Below are 25,193 nucleotides of genomic sequence, written 5' to 3' on the forward strand. Positions count from 1 at the left end.
ATAAGAGGAATTAATCGATTTCTTCCTGCTGCAGATGACCAAACATCATCAGATACTCATCAATCGCTGCTGCAATCGCTTGGGCGATACGACTCTGATGCTTCGGATTGGTCAGCAACTGTCGGTCCTGATGATTGGTAATATACCCCATCTCGACGATCACAGTGGGACATCCAGAATGATTGAGCAGGTAGTAGCTCTTCCTGCGTACCGGTTTTGCGTGTGACTGGTACAGTTCGTTTACAGAGTGTTGGAGCAGGTGGGCCAGTACCGTACTCTGCTGGCTGTGCTGCGAAATCATCAGCGGTCCACGAACACGCGGATTTCCAGACCAGTTGACGTGCAGGCTGATCATCACTTTCGGGGTGATCTGTCGGGCGAGCTGAGCTCGCTGCGCCAGATCTTTCACGTGCCTGGAACGGATCTTCAGCCATTGATTCTCATCACTAAGCGCATAGTCACCTGTCCGATTCAAGACCACACTGCGTCCCCTTTTTGCCAGTTCATCGTACAGCCGTTTCGCCACCTGCAGATTAATCTCCTTTTCGTACAGATCCTGATAAAACGCGCCACTGTCTACTCCACCGTGCCCGGCATCGATTAGCACATCGACGGACGGCAAGGGAGCGACGGCGTACCCAATTGATGGAAACAATAAAGAGCTTACGAAATAAATCCATATGGCTGCAAGTACACGGATCAGCAACCCTTCTCACCTCGCTCATTCGATAATGCCCAGATACCGGAGGTCGACCCAATGAATCTGGCCCGTTACATCCAACCCCTCCTCTTTTTGAAAACGAATGACGGCTCGCTCCATCTGTCTATCGAAGATTCCGTGCGTTTTCCCTTCGTAGTAGCCTGCTGCACGCAGCCGGTTCTGAACCAACTGGACGAGGGCCCCTTTTGAACCTGGAACCAGTATGCGGTAAGTCAAATCTTCGTGACCCATAATGGGCCCATCAATGATCACAGTCGCTCCCAAAGGCACGTGTTCGTACAATTTCTCGATCTCCCTGTTGCGCATGCGAAAACAACCGTGGCTGGCGTAACGGCCGATCGACTCCGGACGATTGGTTCCATGAATTCCATACGTGCCCCACGACACGTTCAGCCCCAGCCATCGGGAACCAAATCCGCCGCCCCAATCCCTTGACTTGTGAATCACGCGAAAAATGCCTACCGGAGATGGTGTATCCTTGGCTCCCGGTGCAATTCGGTACGAGTATAAGATATTGTCCTCCTGATCTTTCAAGTAGATTCTGTTTTGCCATAAATTAATGTAGAGGTATACCTCGTCCGCCCCGTCATCGGCTACGACTGGAGAGCTAAAACAGAGGAGAGCTGTGCATAGCAAGATGTGGACCAGCATGTGTTTGATCATGTTTTGCGAACCCCACCCAGCGTGATAATCTCAGCCCTATTATGAGTTGCATTCGATTTTTCATGCATGAAACGTCTATATCAGGTTAGTCGGCTGGGTGGGCTGCTTCCGTTTTGGGAACTGACTCGCTGCAAGCAAGCGACTAATCAGCAGGCTTCCGCACATAATAACAGACATTACTGTTTCACTTTCAAGATCAAGGAGGATTTGCTGGTGAGACAATCGATTCTGTTGCTGATCAGCCTGCTGCTTCTGATCACACCCGCACATGCAGCTCCAGCAGATAAAACGATTCGCATCATCGTAAAAACATCGCCGCAATCGTCTTTCTTCTCGGAACTAACGGTTCGCAGCAGTAATAAAGTAGCCAAGCAAATCTTGAAGAGCAAACCGGTGAGGTGGGAAACACAACCTGAATTGCCCCGAGCATACATCCAGATCGGCAAGCAGGAGTTCACCTATGACGAGCTGTCCCGGCTATATGACCAATCCGGACGACAAAGGCTGATTTCTGCAGGCGTCAGCCGTACCCTGGACCTCTGGGTTCGTTATGTCGAGCAGGCGCACTTCGGACAACCGCTGCATTGGAAAGACGTGAAAAAAAAGTTTCGCCGCATGTCTTATGCGTTTGTTACCGATCTGGAAACGGGAAAACAGTTTGCCATACAGCGGCGGGCGGGTAGCCGCCATGCCGATGTCCAGCCGCTGACTCGGAAGGACACAGCCACACTGAAGCAAATCTACGAGGGAAAGTGGAGTTGGCGACGTCGAGCGATCCTGGTATCTATCGACGGTCAGCACTACGCAGCTTCCATGCACGGTATGCCGCACGGAGCGGGTGCAATTGCCGACAACGGGTTTCCCGGCCACTTTTGCATCCATTTTCTCGGCAGTGCCACACACCGTAGGCGGGAGCCCGATCCCGGCCATAGTCTGATGATCCTGAAAGCGAGCGGCCGGCTGTTGGAAACAGTGATGCAGTCCTCTCCAGAGCAGCTGGCTGACTACTTTCTGACCTCCCTGCATGAACACGACCGGGTTACCCTTGAGATGCTGACAAACGGTGCGAGCTTGCCGTTTTCTCCTGAGAAGATCAGCTATGCGAGACGGGTCAAGGACAAAGAGCATTCGCCAGAAGTGAATCTGTTCACGGCAGAGATTCCTCTCAAAGTCACGTTCATGGAAGATGGCCGCTTGCACAAAGAGGTCTGGAGCCTTATGTTCAGCAGAGGCTCACTGTTTGACAGATGGAAGATGGTGCAAATTCGCCGCTTGTAGAGGCGAATTCATGGATGAGGGGCATGTCTGCGGGCGGGTATTGTTGCCACGGTACGTCCTGTCCCTGGTGGGCATCCTAAAGCGGGGAAGGAGGTGTGTCTAACAGTGGCAGAGCAAAGAAACGCATTTAAGACAGGGGAACGAGTAACAAATGCTGGCGATTATGTATGCGGTACCGGAACGACAAAACGTTACGAGACTGATGAAACGTTTGCCGCTTGCCCAGTCTCTGGTCAAGAGACGACCTGGCAACCGGTTGACGACGATGAGGGCGGCTGCGGCTGCTAATCGGAGCAGAGCAGCAAGATGCTTTGCATAGCAAAAGCTCATCCCACGTGATGGGATGAGCTCTCCGTAGTCAACTGAGCTTCTGTTTTTACGCGTTCAGCTTACCTTTGGCCAGAGCCGCCAGTTCGTTAAACGCCACTTTGTCGTTAACAGCCAGATCAGCCAGCATTTTGCGGTTTACTTCCACGCCAGCTACCTTCAGCCCGTGCATCAGACGGCTGTAAGAGAGGCCGTTCACACGTGCCTGCGCATTGATCCGCGTAATCCACAGCTTGCGGAAGTCGCGCTTTTTCTGGCGACGGTCGCGGTAGGCGTAGAGCAGGGATTTCATCACCTGAGCGTTAGCCGACTTAAACAAGCGGTGTTTGGACCCGAAGTATCCTTTCGCCAGCTTCAGTACTTTCTTATGACGACGGCGTGTTACAGCGCCACCTTTTACTCTTGGCATAATCAATTCCTCCTGGTATATCAAGCATGGCGGTCCCACTGTGGGACACTTGCGGAGCACATGCTCAAATGATTGTTGTCAAAGAAGAAATGGTTTACAGATACGTGATCAACTGGGCAATCCGCTGTTGATCGCCTTTCGACACGTAGCCGCCTTTGCGCAGATGGCGCTTCGCTTTGGTCGATTTATTGGCGAACAGATGGCTGGTGTACGCAGAATCGCGCTTCAGTCTGCCGGTTCCCGTCTTTTTAAAACGTTTGGCTGCCCCGCGATGGGTTTTCATTTTTGGCATGAGTAGATCCTCCAATCTATTTGTTGTCCGACTTCGGAGCCAAAATCATGATCATGCTGCGACCATCGATTTTCGGTCTGCGTTCAACGACGGCGATGTCTTCGCATAACGTTGCCAGGCGATCCAGTACTTGCTGCCCAATCTCGGCGTGCGTAATCTCACGGCCGCGGAAGCGGATGCTGCACTTCACCTTGTCTTCGTCCTGCAAAAACTTCCGCACATTGCGAAGTTTGGTTTGGAAATCGTGTTCTTCGATGTTGGATGAGAAGCGAACTTCTTTTAACTCGATGATCTTCTGGTTGCGTCGCGCTTCTTTCTCCTTCTTGGCCTGCTCGTACTTGTACTTGCCGTAGTCCATGATCCGACATACGGGAGGCTTCGCGGTCGGGGCCACGTTGACGAGATCCAGGTTGGCGTCTTGCGCAATGCGCAGTGCTTCCCTGATCGGCACAACACCCATTTGGTTGCCGTCTGGCCCAATCAGGCGGACTTCACGAGCTCGAATCGCCTCATTCACTAACATCTGGTCCTTGCTAATAATGTGCCACCTCCGTTATGTTTCGAGAGCAAATACGGAAATAAAGAAAAGTGCGGGCGCTAAACGCCCACACTGATCTCACCTAGCAATAGGAGTCAAGCTTTGACATCAGGAGACCCGTCAACTGTCCAAGTGGACGTCGATGCAGGTGAGAAGCTGGGCGCTTCTGCTTCGTTCTCGAACATATGATACCTATACAATCTTACATGTCATTCAATCGCTTGTCAAGGGTTATCGTTTTTCTTCGATTTCTTCACGAATCGCCGCGACAAACTCATCCACCGATTGGGCGCCCAGGTCGCCTACTCCCCGCTTGCGGACAGACAGGGTTTGATCGGCCACTTCCTTTTCACCAATGACCAGCATGTACGGGATTTTCGCCACCTGTGCTTCGCGTATCTTGTAGCCGATCTTCTCGTTGCGGATATCCAGTTCAACCCGGATACCAGCATGGAGCATCTTGTTGTATACGTCCTCGGCAAATGGAGCGTGTACTTCGTTGATCGTCATCAGACGGGCCTGCACCGGTGCCAGCCAGGTAGGGAAAGCCCCTCCGTAGTGTTCGACCAGGATCCCGATAAACCGCTCCATGGAGCCGTACATGGCACGGTGCAGCACGACCGGGCGATGCTTTTCGTTGTCCTGCCCGATATAGGTGAGGTCAAACTTCTCCGGGAACTGGAAGTCCAACTGGATCGTTCCGCACTGATGACGCCGCTTCAGCGCATCGGTAATCTGGAAGTCGATCTTCGGCCCGTAAAACGCGCCGTCCCCTTCATTGATTTCGTACTCAATGCCTAGTTCGTCCAGCACGTTTTTCAGCGAGCTTTCTGCGATTTCCCACAGTTCATCCGAGCCCATCGAATCTTCCGGACGGGTGGACAGCTCCACAGAGTAAGGGAAGCCGAACACTTTGTAAATGCTGTCGATCAGATTGATCATCCGCTTGATCTCGTCTTCGATCTGGTCTGGGCGGACGAAGACGTGGGCATCATCTTGACAGAACGTCCGTACCCGCAGCATGCCATTCAAGGCGCCGGAAAACTCGTGACGATGCACCTGACCGAACTCTGAATAACGGATCGGCAGATCACGGTAGGAGTGGATTTTATTCTTGTAGATCAGCATGTGTCCGGGGCAGTTCATGGGTTTCAGCGCAAACTTGGTATCGTCCACCTCGGAAAAGTACATGTTTTCATGATAGTGATCCCAGTGACCTGACTGTTCCCATAAGCGCTGATTCATCATAAACGGCGTGCGCACCTCGGTGTAGTGGGCCAGTTCCTGCAAACGGCGGGAGAACTGCTCCAGTTCGTTGCGAACGGTGAAGCCCTTGGGCAGGAAGAACGGCATGCCAGGCGCTTCTTCGGAAAACATGAACAGTTCCAGCTCTTTGCCCAGTTTACGGTGGTCCCGCTTCTTGGCCTCTTCGATAAAGTGCAGGTACTCGTCCAGGTCCGATTTTTTGGGCCATGCGGTGCCATACACCCGCTGCAGCATCTGGTTATCGGAGTCACCACGCCAGTACGCGCCAGCCACACTCATCAGCTTGAACGCTTTGATCAGGCCGGTGGATGGCAGGTGAGGCCCCCGGCAAAGATCGAAGAATTCGCCCTGTTCGTAAATGGTAATCTCCGCATCTTCCGGCAGATCGCGGATCAGTTCCAGCTTTAGATGATCGCCCAGCTCCTCATAAATCTGGAGAGCTTCCTCGCGGCCCACCACTTTACGGCGAATCTGCAGGTTTTCCTTGACGATCTTCTCCATCTCCGCTTCAATCTTGCCAAGATCGTCAGGAGTCAAGCTGGCCGGGATATCCATATCGTAATAAAAGCCATTTTCAATCACCGGACCAATCCCCAGCTTTACCTCCTTGCCATACAGCCGCTTGACAGCCTGAGCCAGCAAGTGTGCCGCGCTGTGTCGGTACACTTCGAGCCCTTCCGGTGAATCAAGCGTCACTACTTCCACCTGTGCATCCTCTGTAATCGGTGTGTATAGGTCGACTACTTTACCATTCAGTTTGCCTGCGATCGCCTTCTTCTTCAGCCCTGGGCTGATGGAAGCCGCCACATCCTCGATGGTAACCCCGGCATCGTATTCGCGTACAGCACCATCCGGCAGCGTTACATTTACTTTTGCCACGTCTGGATTCCTCCTTTGGGAAAATAAAAAAGCGCACATCCCCGGAAAGGGACGAGCGCATCGTTCTCGTGGTACCACCCTCATTCGGACAAACCTCTGGCGACAGTGAGGCAGAAGTTTATCCCTCGTTACGGATAACGGGCAAAATGCCCGGCGAGCCGTTACTGCGTGCCCTGCACGGTTCCCAGCCGCTGCTCGAAGGGGGTAGATCGTTTCTCGCTCGTGGCAGGCTTCCAGCCAATGGCCTGCCTCTCTAGGACGGCGAAAGAAACGTCCATATCCTTCTCATCGCATGTATGTCTCTGACCGATAGGCCAACTCATTTCTTTATGTATTATAGTGAGTCGGCTTGCGAAAGTCAAGGTTGGTTCGATTCCGACTGAGGCAATAGGCACAGGCCCCACAGTAGGAGAGCCGCTCGCCAAAAATGCTGCGCAGGGTTTCCGCCAGTGCCGGTTTTTCCTCCGATCGGTGCAGTACAATCTTGAGAGGTGCCAAGGTCACCAAGGCACTAACCAAGTAATCCTCATCGCGAAACTCCTGCTCCGAGTGGCTGATCATCGCATCCAACTGATCGAGTCGGATCACCTGCCCTTTCTCGTCAAACAGGCCGTATGGCTTCCCGTTGCGGGGCACGACATGAACGATTCTGTACCGAGCTTCCTGCAGGGAGATGAAGTAACGAAGCAGTTCGACGAATTCACGATACTCTTTTTCCCGCAAATACTCTTCGATGCCCCACTCCACGGCCTCAGCCAGTTCGTCCCAGTACTCCTTGAGCCGAAACCGAACAAACCCTTCCAGCACCAATTCATGGTTGTCCTGCAGGTAGGCATGAATCTTGCGGTAGATCCTGGCTTTACGTGCCGTAGCGGCATCACGGGTTTGTCCCGCCTCTGCATCAAGCAGCACGTGCTGGATATGGGGCAGCACCGCTTCCCATTCCTGGGCCAGTTCAGGACCGTACTCTTTGGCCAATACGCCTTGAATCACATCCGGTTCCATCACCCGGACAATCCACTCGACCGCAACCAGTGCGATAAAAGAGCGAACCACATCCCGTGTCTCCAGCGTGTATTCTTCAGACGACCAACTGACAAAGCGAAATACATGATATGTGCCACGCATCTCTTCTTTGTACTCAATCGTCACGGAACCTGTCTCCACTTTGCTCTCGATCTTGCGAATCGCCGTCCGAAACATTTCGCTGTGCCAAGGCTTGTCTGCCTCGAGAAACACGGACAGTGTCTGCATGGTTCCACCCCCAACCGTCTTGTACTTTCAGTATATGACCTGTGAGTGGCGATATACTTTTAAACGGTTGGTAAATGCCGACTTAGTTCTGCATCACAAAATCGTTTTCGGCCATTTCCCCTTCGTGGAAGACACGCAGGATTTCGTACTTGGTATTGCGCTGCGCGGGGGTTTTGCCTGCCTCGCGAATCATCTGCAAAATCGTATTGGTGTTTACCTTGTAGGCGCACTTGGCAGCGGAGACGACGTTCTCTTCGATCATTGTCGAACCGAAGTCGTTGGCCCCGTAAGAGAGCGAAAGCTTGCCATACTCCGGTCCGACCGTCACCCACGAGGACTGAAAGTTAGGAATATTGTCCAGCATCAAACGGCTGATCGCCAGCGTCTTCAGATACTCTTCCGGCGTATTGTTGACTGCTTTCAGGTTGGTATTCTCCGGCTGAAAGGTCCAGGTGATGAACGCGGTGAAGCCCTTTGTCTCGTCTTGCAGCTCGCGAATCCGCATCAGGGAGAGAACCCGCTCCTCCAATTGCTCGCCAAAGCCAATCACCATCGTAGCTGTCCCAGGCAGCCCTACTAGGTGAGCGGCCCTTTGTACATCAATCCACTGCTTCCAGGAACCCTTCACACGGGAGATCTTCATACGGGTGCGGTCGTCGAGGATCTCTCCACCTGCTCCCGGCAGCGAATCCAATCCGGCTTCCTTCAATTGACGCAGTACTTCTTCGATCGACAGGCCGGATAACTCCGCCATCTTTTCCACTTCCGTCGTCGACAGGGAGTGCATGGTGATCTGCGGAAACCGCCGCTTGATCGTCCGCAGCAGCTCCAGATAGTATTCCAACGGCAGATCAGGATTGGTCCCGCCTTGCATCAGAATCTCCGTTCCCCCGACGTCTACTGTCTCCTGAATCTTCTCCAGAATCGTCTCCGTCGGCAGCACATACCCTTCGGCAGAACCTGGGGGACGGTAAAAGGCGCAGAATCGGCAGTATTTGTCACAGATATTGGTGTAGTTGATATTGCGTCCAATCACAAAGGTCGTGATCGGATCCGGATGCCACTTGAGCATCACCTGGTTGGCGGCATGCCCGATCTTTTCGATTTCGTCGCTCTCAAACAGGGCCAAGCCGTCTTCCAGGCCCAGCCGCTCTCCGGCAACCGCCCGCTTCAGGATTTCGTCTATCACAAAGGAGCCCTCCTTCATACCTCATTTCCTCCTTCATCCTAACACAAAAAGCCGACCCTGCCTATTGGCAGAGGCGGCCGATGACGGGTACAAGCTGGGGAAACAAGCCGTTCAGAGTCCTCCTGAGAATACATGCGAAACATGCGTGGGCGTAGATTAGTGGCGGGATGCAGGACCTTCTGATTCCTCATCCGTCTGCTGCATTTTCGTCTGGTGATCTACTGCTCCGGACAGGTACGGAAAGCCGAGACCGGAAACTGGTGATGTCCGTTCTCCTCCTGCATGGCTCCCGGCTACGTCCTCACGGGCAGTACTGCTTGACGGAGCAGACGGCATGGTTGGATAAACAGGTCCTGGTGGCGCCTGTACCTGTTCGGTTGGCTGAAAGCGGGAAGCGTCTGCGGCAGACCGTTCAGTCGTTGGCTGATACCGACCCAAAACATGTGCAGAGGCGGTGGGCTGCAGCGTCGAGAGTTCGTAGAAACCACGTCTGTTCATGTACCCCCATGTCTCGAAGGCCTGCATCGCACAGTTGTTGGCTGCTTGCAAGAGTGCGCTTCGTATCTGGGCATCGGCGCACTCCAGTGCGGCATCCATGCGCAGTTTGGCACCTGCTTTGTGAGTGCCAAGCAGAGTGGATACCACATCGCGGTCATCAATCAGCTCGAAAGCCCGATTGGGCCGCTCAACCTGCTCTCCGCCCTGCATACCGGCTTGTTGCCCAGGGGCAGCAACCTTCTTGTAAGAACTGGCTGCCGGCATCCCCCGGCCGTGAATCAGGTGAATCAGGCTATTGTATTCATCCGTCATAAACGAAAGCTGGTGACTTACGATCTGTTCAAGCTCTGGATCCTGCACGTATGACAGATAGACCCGAAACAGATTTAGGGCGTCGACCGAAGCGGCAAGAACCTCATGGAGTTCGATCACTTCATGTGCTCCGTACTGGTGGTGTTGCATCGCATTCGCCTCGCTTTCGAATTGATTTTAGGCATCACCTACCAGTATGTCCCAAAGTGATCGACATTTTCCGGGTTTTTGAAGAATAATAGGCAGAGAGACCAGGCGTTCGCCGTTCCAGCCGAATGTCCTATTTTGTTACTTAAAATCATAAACATGTACGGTATAATAGAGTGGAGTTCACGCATCAAACGGAGGAAACTGCTTGCACCTGAAACGCCCTTCGGCCACTTTTTGCTCTGGTTGCCAGGCAGGATCTCAAAGGTAGTGATAGGAATGATTGCCATCTGGTACAAAGAAGGAGATCACGATGTTTGATACCATTTCCGAGATTTTCATGCAGTACGGGCAATTCGGTTTATTTGCCCTTTCCTTTCTTGACTCATTTATTTTGCCTGTGCCGCCATTTTTTCTGCAGATCGCGATGAGCCTTGTCTCACCAGCGGACGCGTTGTATTACGCAACGGTAGCCTTCTTTGGCTCGGTGCTGGGCGCCCCGATGGGGTACCTGCTCGGCAAGGCATTGGGCAAACCGCTGATGCATAAAGTGGTTCCCGCCCGCTGGGTTGAGGTGGCGACGGATAAGTTTACAAAGGACGGCGATGCCGCCGTCCTGATCGGATCGTTTACCCCGATCCCGTACAAGGTATTTACGATCCTCTCCGGCGTATTCGGATTTTCGCTGTTTCGGCTGATCGTGTATTCGATCCTCGGACGAGGGATCAAGTTTTACCTGATCGGTGTCTTGTTCTTTCTCTACGGCAAGCATGCGAAAGAGCTGCTGGATCAATATCTGGAGGTTTCGCTGCTTGCGGTGGCTGTCATCCTTACCTTAGGATGGTTCCTCCTGAAGCGTCGAAAAAAGAGATAAAGCAGCTTGCAGTTCCGACTCGCCAACCTGCTGATACTCGACCAGCGCTGTGAAGAACCGAACATCCAGCAGAGGATCTTGTTTGACACCTCGATCCTGACTGACGGCAAAATGTTGCTTCCAGTAGAGGTGTGCCAGTACATACTTGCGGGCGTTTGCCTGTTGTTCTACCTGCTGCTCTGCATCCAGCACGATGTTGCTGAGACAGAACAGATCAATCATATGATTGGCCACAGTCTTCAGCTTGTAGTTTACGTACTCGTCGGACTGTTGGAGCAAATAGGCGAGGTTTTGCTCCAGCAGTTCCAGCTCTTCGGCGATGCGCATCGCAAACACCTTGGATAGCGGATGGGTCATTTTTATGATGCGCTCTCGCATCACCTGGCAAAATACCTCGTGGGCCTGCTCTTTTTGCATGACCCGCAGCAGATCGAGGGCTAAAATATTGGACGTGCCCTCCCAGACTGTAGTCACTTGCGCATCCCGCAGCAGACGCGGAGTGACGTACTCCTCAATGTAGCCGTTGCCGCCGTGGATCTCAATCGCGGTATGGCTCGCCTGGACAGCTTCGTCACCGGTACGGTACTTCAGCAGCGGAATCAACAGACGGGCTATCACACGTTCTGCTTGGTCCGCATCACCGTAAGTGTTTGCCTTGTCAAAGTAATGAATCATCTCAAACACCGCACCTGTGCTTACCTCCAGATCGACCAGCAGCGAAACCAGCATCTCCCGTACCATGGGATATCGGTCAATCGATGAGCCAAAAGCGCTCCGCCGCGCCGCATAATCCTTGGCCTCATAAAACGCCCTGCGCATGATCCCGATGGAGGCGACGGCATTGCAGATGCGGGAGATGTTCAGCGCCTCCGCCATGTAAGCGAAACCCCGTTCCGGCCGCCCGATCAGATACCCCTCTGCTCCCTCCAGCAATACTTCGGCGGACGGGACCGCATTTACGCCCAACTTCTCTTTCAACCGCCTGATCGAGATGCGATTCCGCTGTCCGTCGGGTGTGGTCCACGGCACCAGGAATAATCCCAACCCTTTGGTACCTGGCTTGTCGGGATCAATCCGCGCCATCACAGTGGCTACCATCGCACCTGCATTGCTGGCAAAAAATTTTTCCCCTGTGAGTCGATAGGTGCCAGGTCGATCCGCCACCGGTTCGGCCACTGTCAGGTTGGCCCCTACGTCTGATCCCCCCTGCCGCTCCGTCAACCAGGTGGCTCCCTCGTACAAGGTCTCATAGTCGCGAGAAGTGAGACCGACCAGGTAGCGCTGCTTCAACTCCTCGCTGCCGTAACGATCCACCAGGTGAGCAGCAGCCATCGTCAGTGTCACCGGACAGTAAAAGCCCGGTTCCGACTGACTGAGCAGATAGCCCATCATATAGGAATAGAGATAAGGAACCCTCTCACCCAATTCGGGAACCGGATGGTAGAGGTAGCTGACAATCCCCGCTCCATATACATCGGCAACCGTCTTCCGATATCCTTCATTGGTGATGATCTCTGACACATCTTCCCCCAGCCTGTTGTACTTGCGCAGACGCGGTCTGCCCTCGCCGTCGGTATACGCAGCCCGTTCGTCGACTGGTCCGGCGACGTAGGCTCCGAACCGGGATAGCTGCTCTCTGGCCCAGGGTTGCATCGACTGCGGCAGATAGCGTCCGATCAGGTAGTCGAGATTGGGATCAGCCGTATAAAAATTATCGTGCCACCGACTGCGGGGATGGGGAATGTTGTTAGAGTACCCCCGACTGTCGATCAGCTTTTGCAGATTGCTCATCCGTTTTCTCCTCCTCATGCTTCTGTTTGTTCACGCAAGACGTGCTTCAGCACTTTTCCGCTTGCATTGCGAGGCAAGGCAGTCAAGCACTCTACCAACCGAGGCAGCTTATAATCAGCTACTTTTCCACTCAGGAAACGGCGAACTTCCGCCAGCCAGTCGGTCGGCCCGGCATCGGCTGCCGCCTGCTCCCGCAGCACCAGGCAAGCTTTTACCGTCTCACCCCATTCAGGGTGGGGAACCCCGACCACTGCCACTTCTTGGATAGCAGGGTGACGCTCTAACTCTTGCTCGATTTCTTTCGGGTAAACATTGACACCACCGCTGATAATCACATCTTTTTTTCGGTCGATCACCCAGAGAAAGCCCTCTTCATCGACACGGGCAATGTCGCCGCTATACACCCAGCCGTCGCGCACCACCTCGGCAGTGGCTTCCGGATTATGGATGTACCCTTTCATCGTTCCTTCACTGCGGATGCGGATTTCCCCCGGCTCGCCTGCAGGTACGGGCTCACCCCGTTCGTTGACTACTTCTACTTCGGTGTAAAGCACCGCTCTCCCGATGCTGCCCGCCTTGTCGGGGTACTCGGCATGACGCAGAGCGGTTCCGGTCGGCCCCGCCTCCGTCAATCCATAGACACATACGACCTTGTCTTGGCCAAATGCCCGCTCGATCTGCTCTGCCATCTCTTTGGAAAGCGGTGCCCCACCGTAGACCCAGCAATGTGCAGAGGAGAGATCACAATGAAGGAAATCCGGATGCTTCATGGTCAGCAAGTAGGCGACGGGAGCACCGAAGAAATGGGTGATCCGCTCCCTCTGGGCAAGCGCGAGCAGCAGCTCCGGTGAAAAAGTAGGAGCCAACACCTGGGTCGCTGCTACCATGATCCCCGTATGGAAGAACAGATGAAGCGGAGCTGAGTGACTGAGCGGCATCATTTGCAGAATCCGGCTGCGATGATCGATCTGCATCTCGATCGCCATCATCTTGGCAACCGTCAACACGTTGCGATGAGTGAACAGCACCCCTTTGGGACGGCCGGTCGTACCGGAGGTGAACAGCATACTTACTTCGTCATCTTCGCTAAACTCGGGTACTTCCGCATCACAAGGAAGCGCTTTCCATTCTCTGTTAGATGGATCAGAATGACCGTCATCCATTCCGAGCCATCCATCCCGTCCCTCCCCGGTCTTGATCAGGGCTCTCAGTTGTCGGCCGGCAGGAAGCTGTGCAACCACAGCGAAAAGCTGATCGTGCACAATCATCCCTTTACACTCTGCTTCCTCACAAACGTAGGAGACGTCCTCTGGTGCAGAACGGGCACTGATCGGAACCACGATCGCTCCGCTGCGCATGATCGCCATGTACATGATCGCAAACTCAAGACAGTTGGGCATCATGATCGCTACCCGATCTGCTCTCTCGATCCCCATCTGCCGCAGTCGTGCCGCCCAGTAATCGGCATGCTGATTCCACTCCCGGTAGCTGATCCGTCTCTCTCCATCGATCAACGCTTCCTTGTCACCGTGCTTTCGACCATTTGTCGCCAATAATGCAGATAGATTCACGCTTCCACCTCTTCCGTCTGCTCAATGTTTGCTTGTCTCGCGCAAGCGCTGCTCGAACTTCTCCATGTACGTGACGATTTCCTCACGCAGCAGCAGCAATTCATTGATCCGCTGATCAATCTCCTGCAGCTTCTCGCTCCCGTAAGCAATTGTCCGTTCCAACTGCTTGCGCCCAGTTCGGTCCTCCTGGAACAATTGGATCATCTCCCTGATCTGCTCGAGGGTAAAACCAAACCGCTTCCCTCGCAATATCAGGCGCAGTCTCGCCCGGTCACTCCGTGTGTAGAGGCGTATCCCCCTCTCGGAGCGCGCGGGTTGAATCAATCCCACTTCTTCGTAGTAACGAATCGTGCGCGTACTAATGTCCAGTTCAGTTGCTAATTCTGAGATCGAAAATAACTCCTTGCGATCACTCATCGATATATGTCCTCCTTTGGACAATCCCTCCTGTCGGAAACATCAGAATTTACAAATAGTTTACTTTACGTTAACGTTAACGTCAATGAGGTAGGTTCCTTCCTTTTTACATCGATGGCCGGGCGTACTACCCCAATCCTTTCTCCTTCGTGAGACGATCAGCAGGAATTGACAAAGACGCGGTGAAATAATAATCCTTATTCTGATACGCCAGTTGCCCAAGGAGGCTTCTCTACGTCATGAAAAAAAGACATACCCTCATCATCCTGCTCCTCCTCTTGATTACCGGATGCAGCCTGACCGCCCAGCAGCCAGACACTGCCGCGAGTGAAAGCCATTCTAACGTCGAGGCAGGAAGCACCGAGCATTCCGACGTGGAGGATAGCGGCCAGCATTCCAGCCCTCTTGAAGGTGAGAGCTCCCAACACTCCAGCCCCGCGGAGGACGATAGCACCCAAACTGACTCCTCTGCTCAGCAAGCAAATCAACAGCCTGGCGAAGGAGGCCTTTATCAAAACGATGCCGGATACTCGCTAACCATTCCCAGTGACTGGGCAGGCAAGTATCGGATCGAAACGCGTCATCAAGTCACCTATTTTCTCTATCATGCAGAAGATCCCCAAGTCTGGCAGCAGCTCTTCCATATTCGCGTTCTCCCTGCTGCGGAATGGGAGAAAGAGAAAGACGGGCCTAATCCGGGTACGATCATTACCACTCACGGAGATCAGGTCTACCTGTACGGCAGACCGCTTGACATGGGTCTGGAAGGGGAGGAAGCCCGTGATTACAGCGCACTATCTGAACAGATCCCGCAGATCATCGAGAGCTTCCAATTGACGGCGAAGTAGAAAGATCCATCGTATCCATCGTGCACAGCAAAGCACCGCACGCACTCTAAAAATAGAGGACGTGCGGTTTTTTCATTGCCCGGCGGTCAGTTTCATACCCCCTCCCAGCCGGCTTCATCGTCGTGACCGGATAACCGCCAGCCGCGTCATGATCTAGGAGGAAAGGAAACAATCCTTACGATCTTGTAAGAAAAATGAAAGTTAATTCAATGGGAGAGGCAATATCTGGTCCTTTACAATAAAAGCACGCTCTACAGTGGGTGTTGTCATATGATCATTATGTGGGAAGGAGTACCTCGATGACTTTTCGCCAGTTCGCCTTTTACAACGTAATCCGGAACAAGCGTCTGTATGCCGCCTATTTTCTGAGCAGCGCCTTTTCCGTGATGATTTTTTTCATCTACGCGATGTTTATCTTTCACCCAGATGTCAAGGAAGGGGTATTCAGAGAAATCGCCATCAGAGGGATGGAAGCGGCTGAATACGTGATATATGTATTTTCCTTCTTTTTCATCTTCTATTCTGTCCGTGCATTTCTAAAGTCGCGCAAGCGGGAATTCGGAATTCTGATGATGCACGGGATGACTCGTTCACAACTCAACAAGCTGATCTTTCTGGAAAACATCCTGATCGGCCTAGCCGCAACTGTAACAGGGATGATCGCAGGGATGTTGTTTGCAAAACTCTTTCTGATGATCGGGGCGAAAGCCATCATCATGGAGTCGCTGCCGTTTCATCTGTCATGGAAAGCACTACTGCTGACCTTCGGAGCCTTCACTGTACTCTTCGTTTACGGCACTGCTCACCCGTGTCAACAAACTGATCGACCTGTTTCAAGCGAGCGCAAAGCCAAAACGGGAACCGAAGACATCGCCGCTTCTCTCCCTATTGTCCGCCGTGCTGCTCACCGTTGGCTATTATCTGGCGGTAACGACTACGAATGATACGATCATAGAACGCCTGCTGCCCGTCACGGGTATGGTCATCGTGGGCACGTATTTCCTGTTTACGCAGCTGAGTGTATTCGCGATCCGGATCTTGCAGCGAAATCGAGCTCTTTACTGGAAGCAGACCAACCTCATCACCTTGTCGACGCTTGCTTATCGCCTCAAAGACAACGCTCACATGTTCTTCTTGGTCACGATTGTGTCTACTGTCGCCTTTTGTGCGGTGGGAGCGTTGGCCGCAACCGGTACGATGAGCAAAAAATACGAGCTGAACTTTCCCTTTGCCGTCAGCTATGCGTCGTACGGGGAAAACCCGTCGGAAGCGAAACATCTGGCCATGATCGAAGCTGACCTGCAAAGGCAGCAAGTCCTGATTGAAAAGGTTAGTGTAACAGTAAAGTCTCAGACCAGCAAAACCAACGGAAACAAAGTGGTGCTGGTGAGCGAAACGGACTACAACCGGTTGGCAAACAGCTTGGGGTACCCTGCCCAATCGATTGCAGAAACAGAAGCCAAATTGATCCCGGGCAACATCAGTCAGATCGAAAAAGTGGCCAATCAACGAAAACCGGTGACGTTTCAAGAGAGCGGGATTACCCTCAAGATCAATGGAGCCGTTGAAAAACCAATCTTCTCTCGTGCGCTGATGGGGATGAATCTGCTGCTGATCTCTGACCAGGTATATGATTCGATCCAGGTATCGGAAGAGATGAACCGAGAGAACTGGAGCTGGGAGAAGGCCACTTATGTTGGCTACACCGTGAAGGATTGGCAAGAGACAACGCAGATCGGCGAACAAGTGAACCAGGAACTGTTGGCGTTTTATCAACAGTCAGAGGGGCCGTTCACACTCCCCAGGTTTGGTTTTATTACAAGCGGTGCTGCTTATCTGCATGCTCTACAAGTAAACAGTGTCATGCTGTTTGTCGGACTATTGGTGGGGGCGGTATTTTTCATCGCCGCCGGCAGCTTTCTCTATTTCCGCTTGTATATGGACCTGGATCATGATCGTCGTCAGTATCAGGCGATCACCAAAATCGGGTTGTCTGAAAAAGAGTTGACGAAAATTGTAACGACGCAGTTGTTGTTGCTCTTTTTTGTCCCCCTCGTGGTAGCTGTGATTCACAGTTCGTTTGCTTTTGTCGCCTTGCAAAGCATGTTCCAGCTGTCAATCGCGTTCCATACGATCAGCGTTTTGCTTGGTTTCATCGCGGCCCAGATTGCCTATTTCCTGCTGATCCGCGCCCGTTATACACGTCACGTAAAAGAAGCTGTCCTGTAAGTGTGAATTCCGCTTTTCCATCGGAGCATCCTTCGGTAAAATAGAAACCTAGGCTGTCTACCCAGGAGGTTCCACATGGAAGGTAATCACTCTGTACTCTCTTTAACGATCGTCGTCACCTTGTCGTTTCTGATCCCGATCATCCTCCATCGGCTGCGCTGGCGCTTTCTGCCGGTCGTCGTAGTAGAGATTATCGCAGGTCTGCTGTTGGGCAAGAGCGGCCTGGGACTGATTCATGACGATCAGTGGCTCTCCCTGCTTTCTTCTCTTGGATTGATCTACCTGATGTTTTTGAGCGGGTTGGAGATTGATTTCGAATCGTTCCGGGTGAAAAGCAAAAAACCTTCACAAGCCAATCCGCTGGTGCTCTCAGCGGTGACGTTTGTGCTGATATTATTGATCTCTTGCGGCTTTGCCCTCTTGATGCAGTGGCTTGGTCTGGTCCGTGATCCATGGTTTATGACCCTTTTGATCTCAACGATCTCACTCAGCATCGTCGTACCGACGCTAAAGGACAAAGGGATTACCAACACGCCGTACGGACAGACGATTCTGCTGACGGCTGTCATATCCGATTTTGCGACGATGATTCTGCTGTCTCTGTACGTCGCCTTCTCGGCAAACAACCTGACCAAACCGTTTCTCTTGCTGATCCTGTTTGTTGTCGTCTTTTTCGTCTATCGGTTCAGCCTGCGGTTTGCCACCAACAAGTTGATCGAGAGAATCTCTCGAGAGAGTGTGCAGTTGGGAACTCGCGGCGTGTTTGCGCTGATCCTGTTCTTCGTCGTGCTGTCGGAAGAGGTAGGCGCGGAAAGCATTCTTGGTGCCTTCCTGGCCGGGGTGATCGTCTCCCTGCTGGCACCATCGAAAGAGTTTACCCATCAGTTAACGTCATTTGGCTTTGGCTTTTTGATTCCCATCTTTTTCTTCATGGTCGGCGCGACGATGGAACTGCACAATCTGTTCGGCGACGCGAACGTCCTGCTGCTGCTGCCGCTGATTATTATCAGTTACTATGTGTCCAAGCTGCTGCCTGTCCTAATCTGGCGCAAGTGGTTCAGTTGGAAGGAAACCCTGGGTGCAGGTTTTCTGCTTCCGTCTACCCTCAGCCTGATCATCGCCGGAACGGCTGTGGGATTGGAGTTGGGGGTGATCAGCGAAAATGTGCAAGCTGCGTTGATCGTAGGTGCCGTGCTCTCCTGTGTGATCTCGCCGATTCTGTTCCAGCGAACGGTTCCTGAACACGTGGAGACGTCCACCAGGAAAATCTCCCTGATCGGCGCCAACACGATCAACCTGGCGCTGGCCAAGCAGCTTCATCAGGATGGCTATGAAGTAGCCATCTATACGTCAGACCCTTCATCGGATCAGCAAGAGCGCAACTACCCGTTTCCTATGGTTACGCTCTCCGCACTGGAGCCAGAAGAGCTGAGCAACTATGATGTACTGAACAGTGATTACGTGGTAGCGCTCACCAGCGATGAACCTCTAAACGTACGCATAGCCAACTGGGCCAAGTCAGGTGGAGTGGAAAATGTGATTTGCCGGATGGACAGCGAACAGCGAAGCGAGGAACTTACGGAAGGCGTACAGCTCTTCTCCACTTTTCTCTCCAATCGGCTGCTGCTGCAGGTACTGATCGAATATCCGTCCCTGTTGAAGATGTTGGAGAAAGATGACTGCATGTACGAGGTAACCGTGAACAACGAACGGCTGCACAACCGGTTTATTCGCGATCTTTCCTTTCTCGACGATGCGCTGGTCATCCGCATCTTTCGCGGCAACGACCTGCTCATCCCGCACGGAAACACGCAGATCAGAGTGGGCGACATCCTGCTGATCAGCGGTGATAAAGAACTGGTTCGACAAATCGAACGGGCGATGGCATAGGCCTTTCGCCCACTTTTTTTCTTTTCCCCAGGTCAATCACCCATTGCAAATCCCTCCATATATTATGGGTGTAGAGACGATAAGTGAGGTGTTGTGATTGGCTGTCATCAAAGCTACAGCGAACGGGGTAAAGATGCTGGCCCGTCTGATGCGGGCCGAAGCAGAGGGAGAGGGCAAGCTGGGTATGTTGATGGTTGGCAACGTCGGTGTCAACCGGGTCCGGTCCAACTGCCTCGACTTCGAAGGCATACGCTCGATTCGCGACATGGTGTTTCAGTCACCAGGCGGGTTCGAGGCAACACAGAAACCCTATTTTTACCAGCGGGCACGAGAAAGGGAGATACGGCTGGCTCGCAAAGTGATCAATGGCAAGCGATATCATCCCGCTAGTTACTCGCTCTGGTTTTTCAGACCTACTGGAGGATGCCCTGCGGAATGGTACAACCAGCCGAATACGGGCCGCTACAAAGCCCACTGCTTCTTTGCCCCCACCAGCCAAAACTGCCCAAATGTTTATAATACGTTTTGACACCCCACATACCATGCAATTGTAAAAAAAGAGGAGTGAATCGCGCAATGTACTGCAATCCAAATCAGGGTTTTCCGGGTTATCAGGCATATCAGGGTTATCAGGGATACGCGATGCCGAATCAGCCATATCAAGGACTCTCCTTGCCAAACCAGACATATCAGGGACTCGCGACGCCGAATCAACCCTATCAGGGACTTGCGACACCCAACCAACCCTTTTACTACGACCCGGGACAAATGGTTTCACCACAAATGGAAACACAGAAGCTGACACCGCAGGCGATACCGATGCTGCCGCCGAGCGGTGCCCCGATTCCTGGCACAAGAGATTTCGTGGAGCAATCGTATGTAGAAAACATCTTACGCTTAAATCGCGGCAAAATGGCAACCGTGTACATGACGTTTGAGAACAATACAGAATGGAATGCAAAAGTGTTTCGCGGAATCATCGAAGCAGCAGGCCGCGACCACCTGATCATTAGCGATCCGGACACGGGCATACGCTATCTTTTGTTAATGGTCAACCTGGACTACATCACCTTTGACGAACCGATTGAATACGTCGCCCCGCCCATTCCGGGAGAATTTTAATCCCTCTCTTCGTCCCTCAGCTACCTATTACCGTTCATTTGAGTTGCATGGATCAGGGACCTCTCAACAGAGGTCCCTGCATGCTGTTGTCCAGAGGAGAGAAGTCATTGACTGACTGCTTCGCCACAAGATGATAACCTCCCCTACCCCTCCACGCCCCCGTATAGTACTTCCAACTGAGTATCGGTCGCTCGAATGACCTCGCGGCAGAATGGGCACACTCTAACTGATTTTTTCCAGTGAATGGGAGTGATGTTCGCTTGCCACACATCCTGTCCGTCGGCAAGGCTGTTCCGCCATACGAAATATCGCAGGAAGAATCGATGCGGTTGGTTTATCACTTGTTTCGCGACCGCTTTCCCCAGATTGATCGGCTGATGAAGATCTTCCCCAACACGGAAATCCGCACGCGGCGTTTTTGCATGCCACCTGAGTGGTTTCTACGTGATCATCGGTTTGCTGAAAAAAACAAGCAGTATGTGGACAACGCCTGTCGATTGGGCTCGGAGGCCATCAACCAGTGTCTCGAAACAAACGGATTGGCTCCTGAAGAGATTGACTGCCTGATCTATGTCTCCAGTACCGGCATCGCGACGCCGAGCATCGATGCCCGCATCCTGAACCTGCTAGGGATGAGAGAAGATATCGCCCGCATCCCGATCTGGGGGCTGGGCTGTGTCGCTGGAGCGATGGGCATCTCGCGGGCCTGCGACTACGCCAAGGCTCATCCCGATCAGCTGGTGCTGCTGCTATCGGTGGAACTGTGCGGACTCACCTTTGTGAAACGTGACGTTTCCAAAAGCAACTTCATCGCCACTTCGCTATTTGCCGACGGAGCTGCCGCTGTACTGGTAGCCGGTGACGAATACGTGCGCAGCCATCCCACTTTCCACTCTACTCCAATGATTGTAGGCAGCGCCACGACGACTTGGCGTGATTCGCTCGACGTGATGGGCTGGGATGTCACCGACGACGGGCTGAGGGTGATCTTTTCCCGCGACATCCCCACACTGGTGAAGCAGCGCATGCGGCAGACGGTTGATCAGGCCTTGCAACGTTATGGGCTCACCCTGTCGCAGATCAGCCGCTACATCCCGCATCCTGGAGGCGCAAAAGTAGTCGCTGCCTACCGAGAAACGCTTGAGCTGACCGACGAGTCGACGCGGGATGCAGAGGAGGTGCTGTCCTCCTGCGGCAACATGTCCTCGGCGACCGTACTGTACGTGTTGGAACGAAGTCTCAAGCAGCCGTGGGCGGCGGGAGAATACGGGCTGCTGACAGCGCTGGGACCAGGATTTAGCTCGGAAGTGGTGATTTTGCAGGCAGGAGGTTGTATGCATCGGTGAACCTGTTTTTCCTGATCGTGATCGGAGCCGTATTGCTGCAGCGGCTGGCAGAGCTATGGATTGCACAGCGCAATGCCGCCTACATCAGAGAGCATGGGGGGTATGAGGCAGGAGCGGAACACTACAAGTACATCGTCTCCCTCCATGCAGCTTTTTTTCTCAGCCTGCTGCTGGAAGTCCTGTGGGGACAGCGTCCTTTGGCTGCTTACTGGTATCTGCCGTTTGGCTTGTTTCTGCTGGCGCAGGCGGGACGCTACTGGTGCATCAGCAGCCTCGGACGGTTTTGGAACACGCGAATCATGATCCTCCCCGATGCTGGCCGCATCTCACGCGGACCGTACCGCTATCTGCGTCACCCCAACTACTGGATCGTCGGGATTGAGCTGTTGACGCTGCCGCTCACCTTTTCTGCGTATGCTACAGCTGTGCTGTTTTCACTGGCCAACCTCTGGCTGTTGGTGCGAGTACGCATACCGGCCGAAGAGCAGGCCTTGACTCAGCTGCGCGAAACAGTACCGCAGCCGGAAAAAGAAGTGACGGAATGAATGGATTGGTGACTGCAAAGCAAACACTGTAGAGGACACGTTATACGCAAGGAGCTGATCCACGATGGTCGTGATGGAAAAAACGCCGACTGAGACGGAGACTGAGACGTTTGCTTACGAACGGAGCTATACGGCAAAAAACGGCAAGCAGATCACACTGCGCCCCGCCCAATCCGATGATGCCTCTGCCATCATCAAGCGGATCAAGCGTGTGGTCAATGAGGGTGGGTACTTGGAAGAAGAACCGGATTCGATCGCTACAACACGGGAAGAGGCTGAGACTATCCGGGAGATGAAAGAACAAGGCAGCATGTACACCGTAGCGGTCTTGGATGGTGAAGTGGTCGGAGTAGCGCAGTTGAAGCGAGGGCAGCTAAACATGAATGCGCACGTCGCCGATTTTCGGATCTGGGTGGGTCCCAACTACCGCGGGCTTGGGATCGGCAAGCAGTTGATGCAGTATTCGATCGACTGGGCAGAAGCGCACGGGCTGGAGAAGATCTCGCTCGATGTGTTTTCCAACAATCAACTGGCTGTTGAGATGTACAAGCGGTACGGGTTTGAGGTGGAAGGGACGCGGGTGAGGCATTTTGTGATTGATGGGGAGTATGTGGATGAGATATTTATGAGTAAGTTTTTGTGAGGGGTTGGGGTGAGGGGAAGGTCCGAGGCTGCCTTTGGAGGACAGCCTTGGTTTTTGCCACTACGATTCCTGTGAGGCATTGCTTTTTCTGCTTTTCATGGGATTAATCAGGAGGGGTAGTTTCCTCATCTCATTGCTTGCCGGACTTCGAGCGGCTTTGTTATTTCTCTGAGGTCTGTGGAGGGGTAAGCAGTAACGGATCAGATTTTTAACCGACTGGTTCGGAATTTTTCTTTCTAATCTGTTTCAGATGATTAGAGCGCATATACGGAATCCCGATCGCAAGAATCAGCAGATCAAGAGGGAATTCCCACCGGTAGAATGACAAGATTATACCTGCCGGGGTAATGAGTACATAAAAATAGATCATCATAAACTTCCAAAACCGCTGCCAGTTTCGTTCCTGCTTGGACACAATGATCAGACCTCCAAACGAATAGTAGGGCTAGAAAAGTTTATCCTATTCTGATCGTTTCGCTTCCTGTCGGCGCAACTGCTCCATTGACATATCTTCGATAAACGGCAAGGAGAACCAAAAAGCGATAATCGCGTAGGGAATTGGTTCTCCAATTAAAATCAAAAGAGAAGTGAACGGCAACAAAACTCCATATGTAAGAACACCTAGGATGTTCTAGAATCGTTGATATCTTCTTTCTCTTGTGCTCACGGGGAGGATCACTCCTTTACGAAGATCTTCGGGAAATAACCGGCCTTAATCCCTTCTCAACCCACTGACTCATCTCCAGTCCCGCTATACTTCTGATCAATCTCCTCCTTCATCTCTTCGTAGGACTTCTCCGTAAGCGTCAGCAGATACTCGATCAGTTCCTCTTTCGAACGGGTCACAAACGCTTCCCGCGCTTCCCGTTGTTCGGTAAAATACGCCTTTGCCTCGCTACCGATCTTTCGCGCAGCGTACAGATAATCAATCGCAGCGCCCAGATTGAGGCTTTCCCGCCAGTTTTTCTCGTACCAGTCTTTGTCATATCGCTCGATCCACTTGTGCCGATCGATACGGACCGCCTCCGCCTCCGAGAGGGCGTTCTGCTTCCACTTCTCCCATCTCTCGGCGATTTCTTTTGCCCTCTCCAACTCCTGCTTAAACTGCTCCTGGTTGGTCACGTTGGCGTATAATCCTTCAGCAGCTTGGGCAATCGCCTTTAGCTGCTTCTGGCCATCGGCATTCACATCGAACCCGATGACATTAAGCAGCGGCATGATCTCAGACTGGGACAGCTCTTTGGCCACGGCAATGGGATCACCGTCACAGGTCTCAATCCCGTCGCTGACCAGATAGATCACATTGGTATTCTTGTCCGCATCCAACCCTGCCATATCGTTTTGAGCGAGCCTCAAGGAACCGGCAATTGGCGTCCAACCAGTCGGTTCAAACCGCTCCAGCGCTGCCTTGATCTCCTCTGCATCGTAAGGCTGCAGCGGATAGACCAGCTCACTGCTGCTGCAGGAGAGTTCTTTGTGCTCATCGGCATTGCTGCCCTTATGCCCGTAGACGCGCAGCGAGACATTGGCCCCCTCCGGCAGCGATTGGGCAAACTCCTGAATTGCTTCTTTGGCCAACTGCATCTTCCTCTTTTCTCCAATCTTCCCTGCCATGCTGCCGCTGGCATCGAGGATGATCTCCACGTTGAAATGCTCTTTAAAATGAAAACGGGCATCCTCCAGGTCAGGACTGCCGAATGACGCCATTCTCCAGCGATCGACTACCGACTGTGGACTGAGGTAGTCTTCTGTAAATAGCGAGTTCAGTTTGACCCAATACATCGGCAGCATCTCGGGATTCAAGCCGTCCGGCAGGTTAGGCAGCTGGTCGAGCACCTGTTGGATCGTCTGGTTATGCGGGTAATCGGACAGATAAAAATGGGTACCGGCAAACGGTCCCGGTTGGACGACGACCAACTCTTGGGTTGTTTGGGGCAGTTGAGGCTTCTCAGCAGAGGAACCCGGGGGGGATGCACTGGGTGAACAGCCACTAAGCAGGCCCAGAAGCAAGCTACTGGTCATCAGTAGAAACAGCAATCGTTGTACGCAGCTCATCTGTCTCACCGCCTTGTTACGATGGTATGGATCGGTAAATGTGTCTGGGCTGTTTTTTTAAAGGTCGATGCACGCGTGTGAGAAATAGG

The 25,193-nt window shown here is 52.9% G+C and carries 26 protein-coding genes; 12 read left to right on the forward strand and 14 right to left on the reverse strand.

Annotated features, from left to right (window positions below):
* Positions 1-10: 10 nt before the first annotated feature.
* Both LOK74_RS14160 and LOK74_RS14165 read right to left on the reverse strand, forming a co-directional pair.
* Entirely contained in the window at positions 11-706 is a 696-nt protein-coding gene (locus tag LOK74_RS14160; protein WP_230042680.1) for an N-acetylmuramoyl-L-alanine amidase family protein, read from the reverse strand.
* Between the two features lie 15 nt (positions 707-721).
* Entirely contained in the window at positions 722-1,384 is a 663-nt protein-coding gene (locus LOK74_RS14165) for a L,D-transpeptidase family protein (protein WP_230042681.1), read from the reverse strand.
* A 213-nt stretch (positions 1,385-1,597) separates the two neighbouring features.
* Here LOK74_RS14165 and LOK74_RS14170 point away from each other — a divergent pair, with 213 nt between their 5' ends.
* Both LOK74_RS14170 and LOK74_RS14175 read left to right on the forward strand, forming a co-directional pair.
* Positions 1,598-2,662, forward strand: a complete 1,065-nt coding sequence (locus tag LOK74_RS14170; RefSeq protein WP_230042682.1) for a hypothetical protein — start codon at positions 1,598-1,600, stop codon at positions 2,660-2,662.
* Positions 2,663-2,767: 105 nt separating this feature from the next.
* A complete protein-coding gene (locus LOK74_RS14175; protein WP_230042683.1) occupies positions 2,768-2,950 on the forward strand; it encodes a hypothetical protein in 183 nt (60 codons plus the stop codon).
* Positions 2,951-3,038: 88 nt separating this feature from the next.
* Here LOK74_RS14175 and rplT read toward each other — a convergent pair whose 3' ends face one another.
* From rplT to LOK74_RS14210, 7 genes are all read right to left on the reverse strand, one after another.
* Positions 3,039-3,398 (reverse strand): 50S ribosomal protein L20, encoded by a 360-nt coding sequence (gene rplT, locus LOK74_RS14180; protein WP_230042684.1) that lies wholly within the window; start codon positions 3,396-3,398, stop codon positions 3,039-3,041.
* 94 nt (positions 3,399-3,492) lie between these two features.
* The gene (rpmI, locus tag LOK74_RS14185) at positions 3,493-3,690 is read right to left on the reverse strand and encodes a 50S ribosomal protein L35 (RefSeq protein WP_230042685.1); all 198 of its coding nucleotides are present in this window, start codon (positions 3,688-3,690) and stop codon (positions 3,493-3,495) included.
* Positions 3,691-3,706: 16 nt separating this feature from the next.
* Positions 3,707-4,213: a translation initiation factor IF-3 gene (infC, locus tag LOK74_RS14190; protein ID WP_230042686.1), complete on the reverse strand. Its 507-nt coding sequence runs from the start codon at positions 4,211-4,213 to the stop codon at positions 3,707-3,709.
* Between the two features lie 246 nt (positions 4,214-4,459).
* A complete protein-coding gene (gene thrS, locus LOK74_RS14195) occupies positions 4,460-6,373 on the reverse strand; it encodes a threonine--tRNA ligase (RefSeq protein WP_230042687.1) in 1,914 nt (637 codons plus the stop codon).
* Positions 6,374-6,700: 327 nt separating this feature from the next.
* Positions 6,701-7,627 (reverse strand): putative sporulation protein YtxC, encoded by a 927-nt coding sequence (gene ytxC / locus LOK74_RS14200; RefSeq protein WP_230042688.1) that lies wholly within the window; start codon positions 7,625-7,627, stop codon positions 6,701-6,703.
* Between the two features lie 82 nt (positions 7,628-7,709).
* A complete protein-coding gene (gene mqnC, locus LOK74_RS14205) occupies positions 7,710-8,816 on the reverse strand; it encodes a cyclic dehypoxanthinyl futalosine synthase (RefSeq protein ID WP_230042689.1) in 1,107 nt (368 codons plus the stop codon).
* Positions 8,817-8,972: 156 nt separating this feature from the next.
* Positions 8,973-9,776, reverse strand: coding sequence for a spore coat protein (locus LOK74_RS14210; protein WP_230042690.1), 804 nt, complete (start codon positions 9,774-9,776; stop codon positions 8,973-8,975).
* Between the two features lie 310 nt (positions 9,777-10,086).
* On the opposite strand from LOK74_RS14210, the gene LOK74_RS14215 reads away from it, so the two are divergent.
* The gene (locus tag LOK74_RS14215) at positions 10,087-10,647 is read left to right on the forward strand and encodes a YqaA family protein (RefSeq protein ID WP_230042691.1); all 561 of its coding nucleotides are present in this window, start codon (positions 10,087-10,089) and stop codon (positions 10,645-10,647) included.
* On the opposite strand, the gene LOK74_RS14220 is transcribed toward LOK74_RS14215, so the two are convergent.
* The 3 genes from LOK74_RS14220 to LOK74_RS14230 are packed head-to-tail and all read right to left on the reverse strand — an operon-like array spanning position 10,609 to position 14,426.
* Entirely contained in the window at positions 10,609-12,438 is a 1,830-nt protein-coding gene (locus tag LOK74_RS14220) for an acyl-CoA dehydrogenase family protein (protein ID WP_230042692.1), read from the reverse strand. The genes LOK74_RS14215 and LOK74_RS14220 overlap by 39 nt on opposite strands.
* Positions 12,439-12,452: 14 nt before the next feature.
* Positions 12,453-14,009: a class I adenylate-forming enzyme family protein gene (locus tag LOK74_RS14225; protein ID WP_230042693.1), complete on the reverse strand. Its 1,557-nt coding sequence runs from the start codon at positions 14,007-14,009 to the stop codon at positions 12,453-12,455.
* 21 nt (positions 14,010-14,030) lie between these two features.
* On the reverse strand, positions 14,031-14,426 hold the full coding sequence (locus LOK74_RS14230; RefSeq protein WP_230042694.1) for a MerR family transcriptional regulator: 396 nt from the start codon (positions 14,424-14,426) through the stop codon (positions 14,031-14,033).
* 239 nt (positions 14,427-14,665) lie between these two features.
* On the opposite strand from LOK74_RS14230, the gene LOK74_RS14235 reads away from it, so the two are divergent.
* From LOK74_RS14235 to LOK74_RS14275, 9 genes are all read left to right on the forward strand, one after another.
* Complete coding sequence (locus LOK74_RS14235; RefSeq protein ID WP_230042695.1) at positions 14,666-15,274, forward strand: hypothetical protein; 609 nt, start codon at positions 14,666-14,668, stop codon at positions 15,272-15,274.
* Positions 15,275-15,573: 299 nt separating this feature from the next.
* A complete protein-coding gene (locus LOK74_RS14240) occupies positions 15,574-16,218 on the forward strand; it encodes an FtsX-like permease family protein (protein ID WP_230042696.1) in 645 nt (214 codons plus the stop codon).
* Positions 16,163-17,503: an FtsX-like permease family protein gene (locus LOK74_RS14245; RefSeq protein WP_230042697.1), complete on the forward strand. Its 1,341-nt coding sequence runs from the start codon at positions 16,163-16,165 to the stop codon at positions 17,501-17,503. Before LOK74_RS14240 ends, LOK74_RS14245 begins: the two co-directional genes overlap by 56 nt.
* Before the next feature lie 75 nt (positions 17,504-17,578).
* A complete protein-coding gene (locus LOK74_RS14250) occupies positions 17,579-19,393 on the forward strand; it encodes a monovalent cation:proton antiporter family protein (protein WP_230042698.1) in 1,815 nt (604 codons plus the stop codon).
* Between the two features lie 97 nt (positions 19,394-19,490).
* The gene (locus LOK74_RS14255; RefSeq protein ID WP_230042699.1) at positions 19,491-19,922 is read left to right on the forward strand and encodes a cell wall hydrolase; all 432 of its coding nucleotides are present in this window, start codon (positions 19,491-19,493) and stop codon (positions 19,920-19,922) included.
* A 47-nt stretch (positions 19,923-19,969) separates the two neighbouring features.
* A complete protein-coding gene (gene gerQ / locus LOK74_RS14260; RefSeq protein WP_230042700.1) occupies positions 19,970-20,515 on the forward strand; it encodes a spore coat protein GerQ in 546 nt (181 codons plus the stop codon).
* Positions 20,516-20,775: 260 nt separating this feature from the next.
* Positions 20,776-21,861, forward strand: coding sequence for a type III polyketide synthase (locus tag LOK74_RS14265; protein ID WP_230042701.1), 1,086 nt, complete (start codon positions 20,776-20,778; stop codon positions 21,859-21,861).
* Positions 21,858-22,406 (forward strand): isoprenylcysteine carboxyl methyltransferase family protein, encoded by a 549-nt coding sequence (locus LOK74_RS14270; RefSeq protein WP_230042702.1) that lies wholly within the window; start codon positions 21,858-21,860, stop codon positions 22,404-22,406. The genes LOK74_RS14265 and LOK74_RS14270 overlap by 4 nt, the downstream gene beginning before the upstream one ends.
* A gap of 64 nt (positions 22,407-22,470) precedes the next feature.
* On the forward strand, positions 22,471-23,049 hold the full coding sequence (locus tag LOK74_RS14275; protein WP_230042703.1) for a GNAT family N-acetyltransferase: 579 nt from the start codon (positions 22,471-22,473) through the stop codon (positions 23,047-23,049).
* Between the two features lie 208 nt (positions 23,050-23,257).
* On the opposite strand, the gene LOK74_RS14280 is transcribed toward LOK74_RS14275, so the two are convergent.
* Positions 23,258-23,464, reverse strand: a complete 207-nt coding sequence (locus LOK74_RS14280; protein ID WP_230042704.1) for a hypothetical protein — start codon at positions 23,462-23,464, stop codon at positions 23,258-23,260.
* A gap of 308 nt (positions 23,465-23,772) precedes the next feature.
* Entirely contained in the window at positions 23,773-25,104 is a 1,332-nt protein-coding gene (locus LOK74_RS14285) for a VWA domain-containing protein (protein WP_230042705.1), read from the reverse strand.
* Positions 25,105-25,193: the final 89 nt, after the last annotated feature.

The organism is Brevibacillus humidisoli, from assembly GCF_020923435.1.
Taxonomy (GTDB): Bacteria; Bacillota; Bacilli; order Brevibacillales; family Brevibacillaceae; genus Brevibacillus_E; species Brevibacillus_E humidisoli.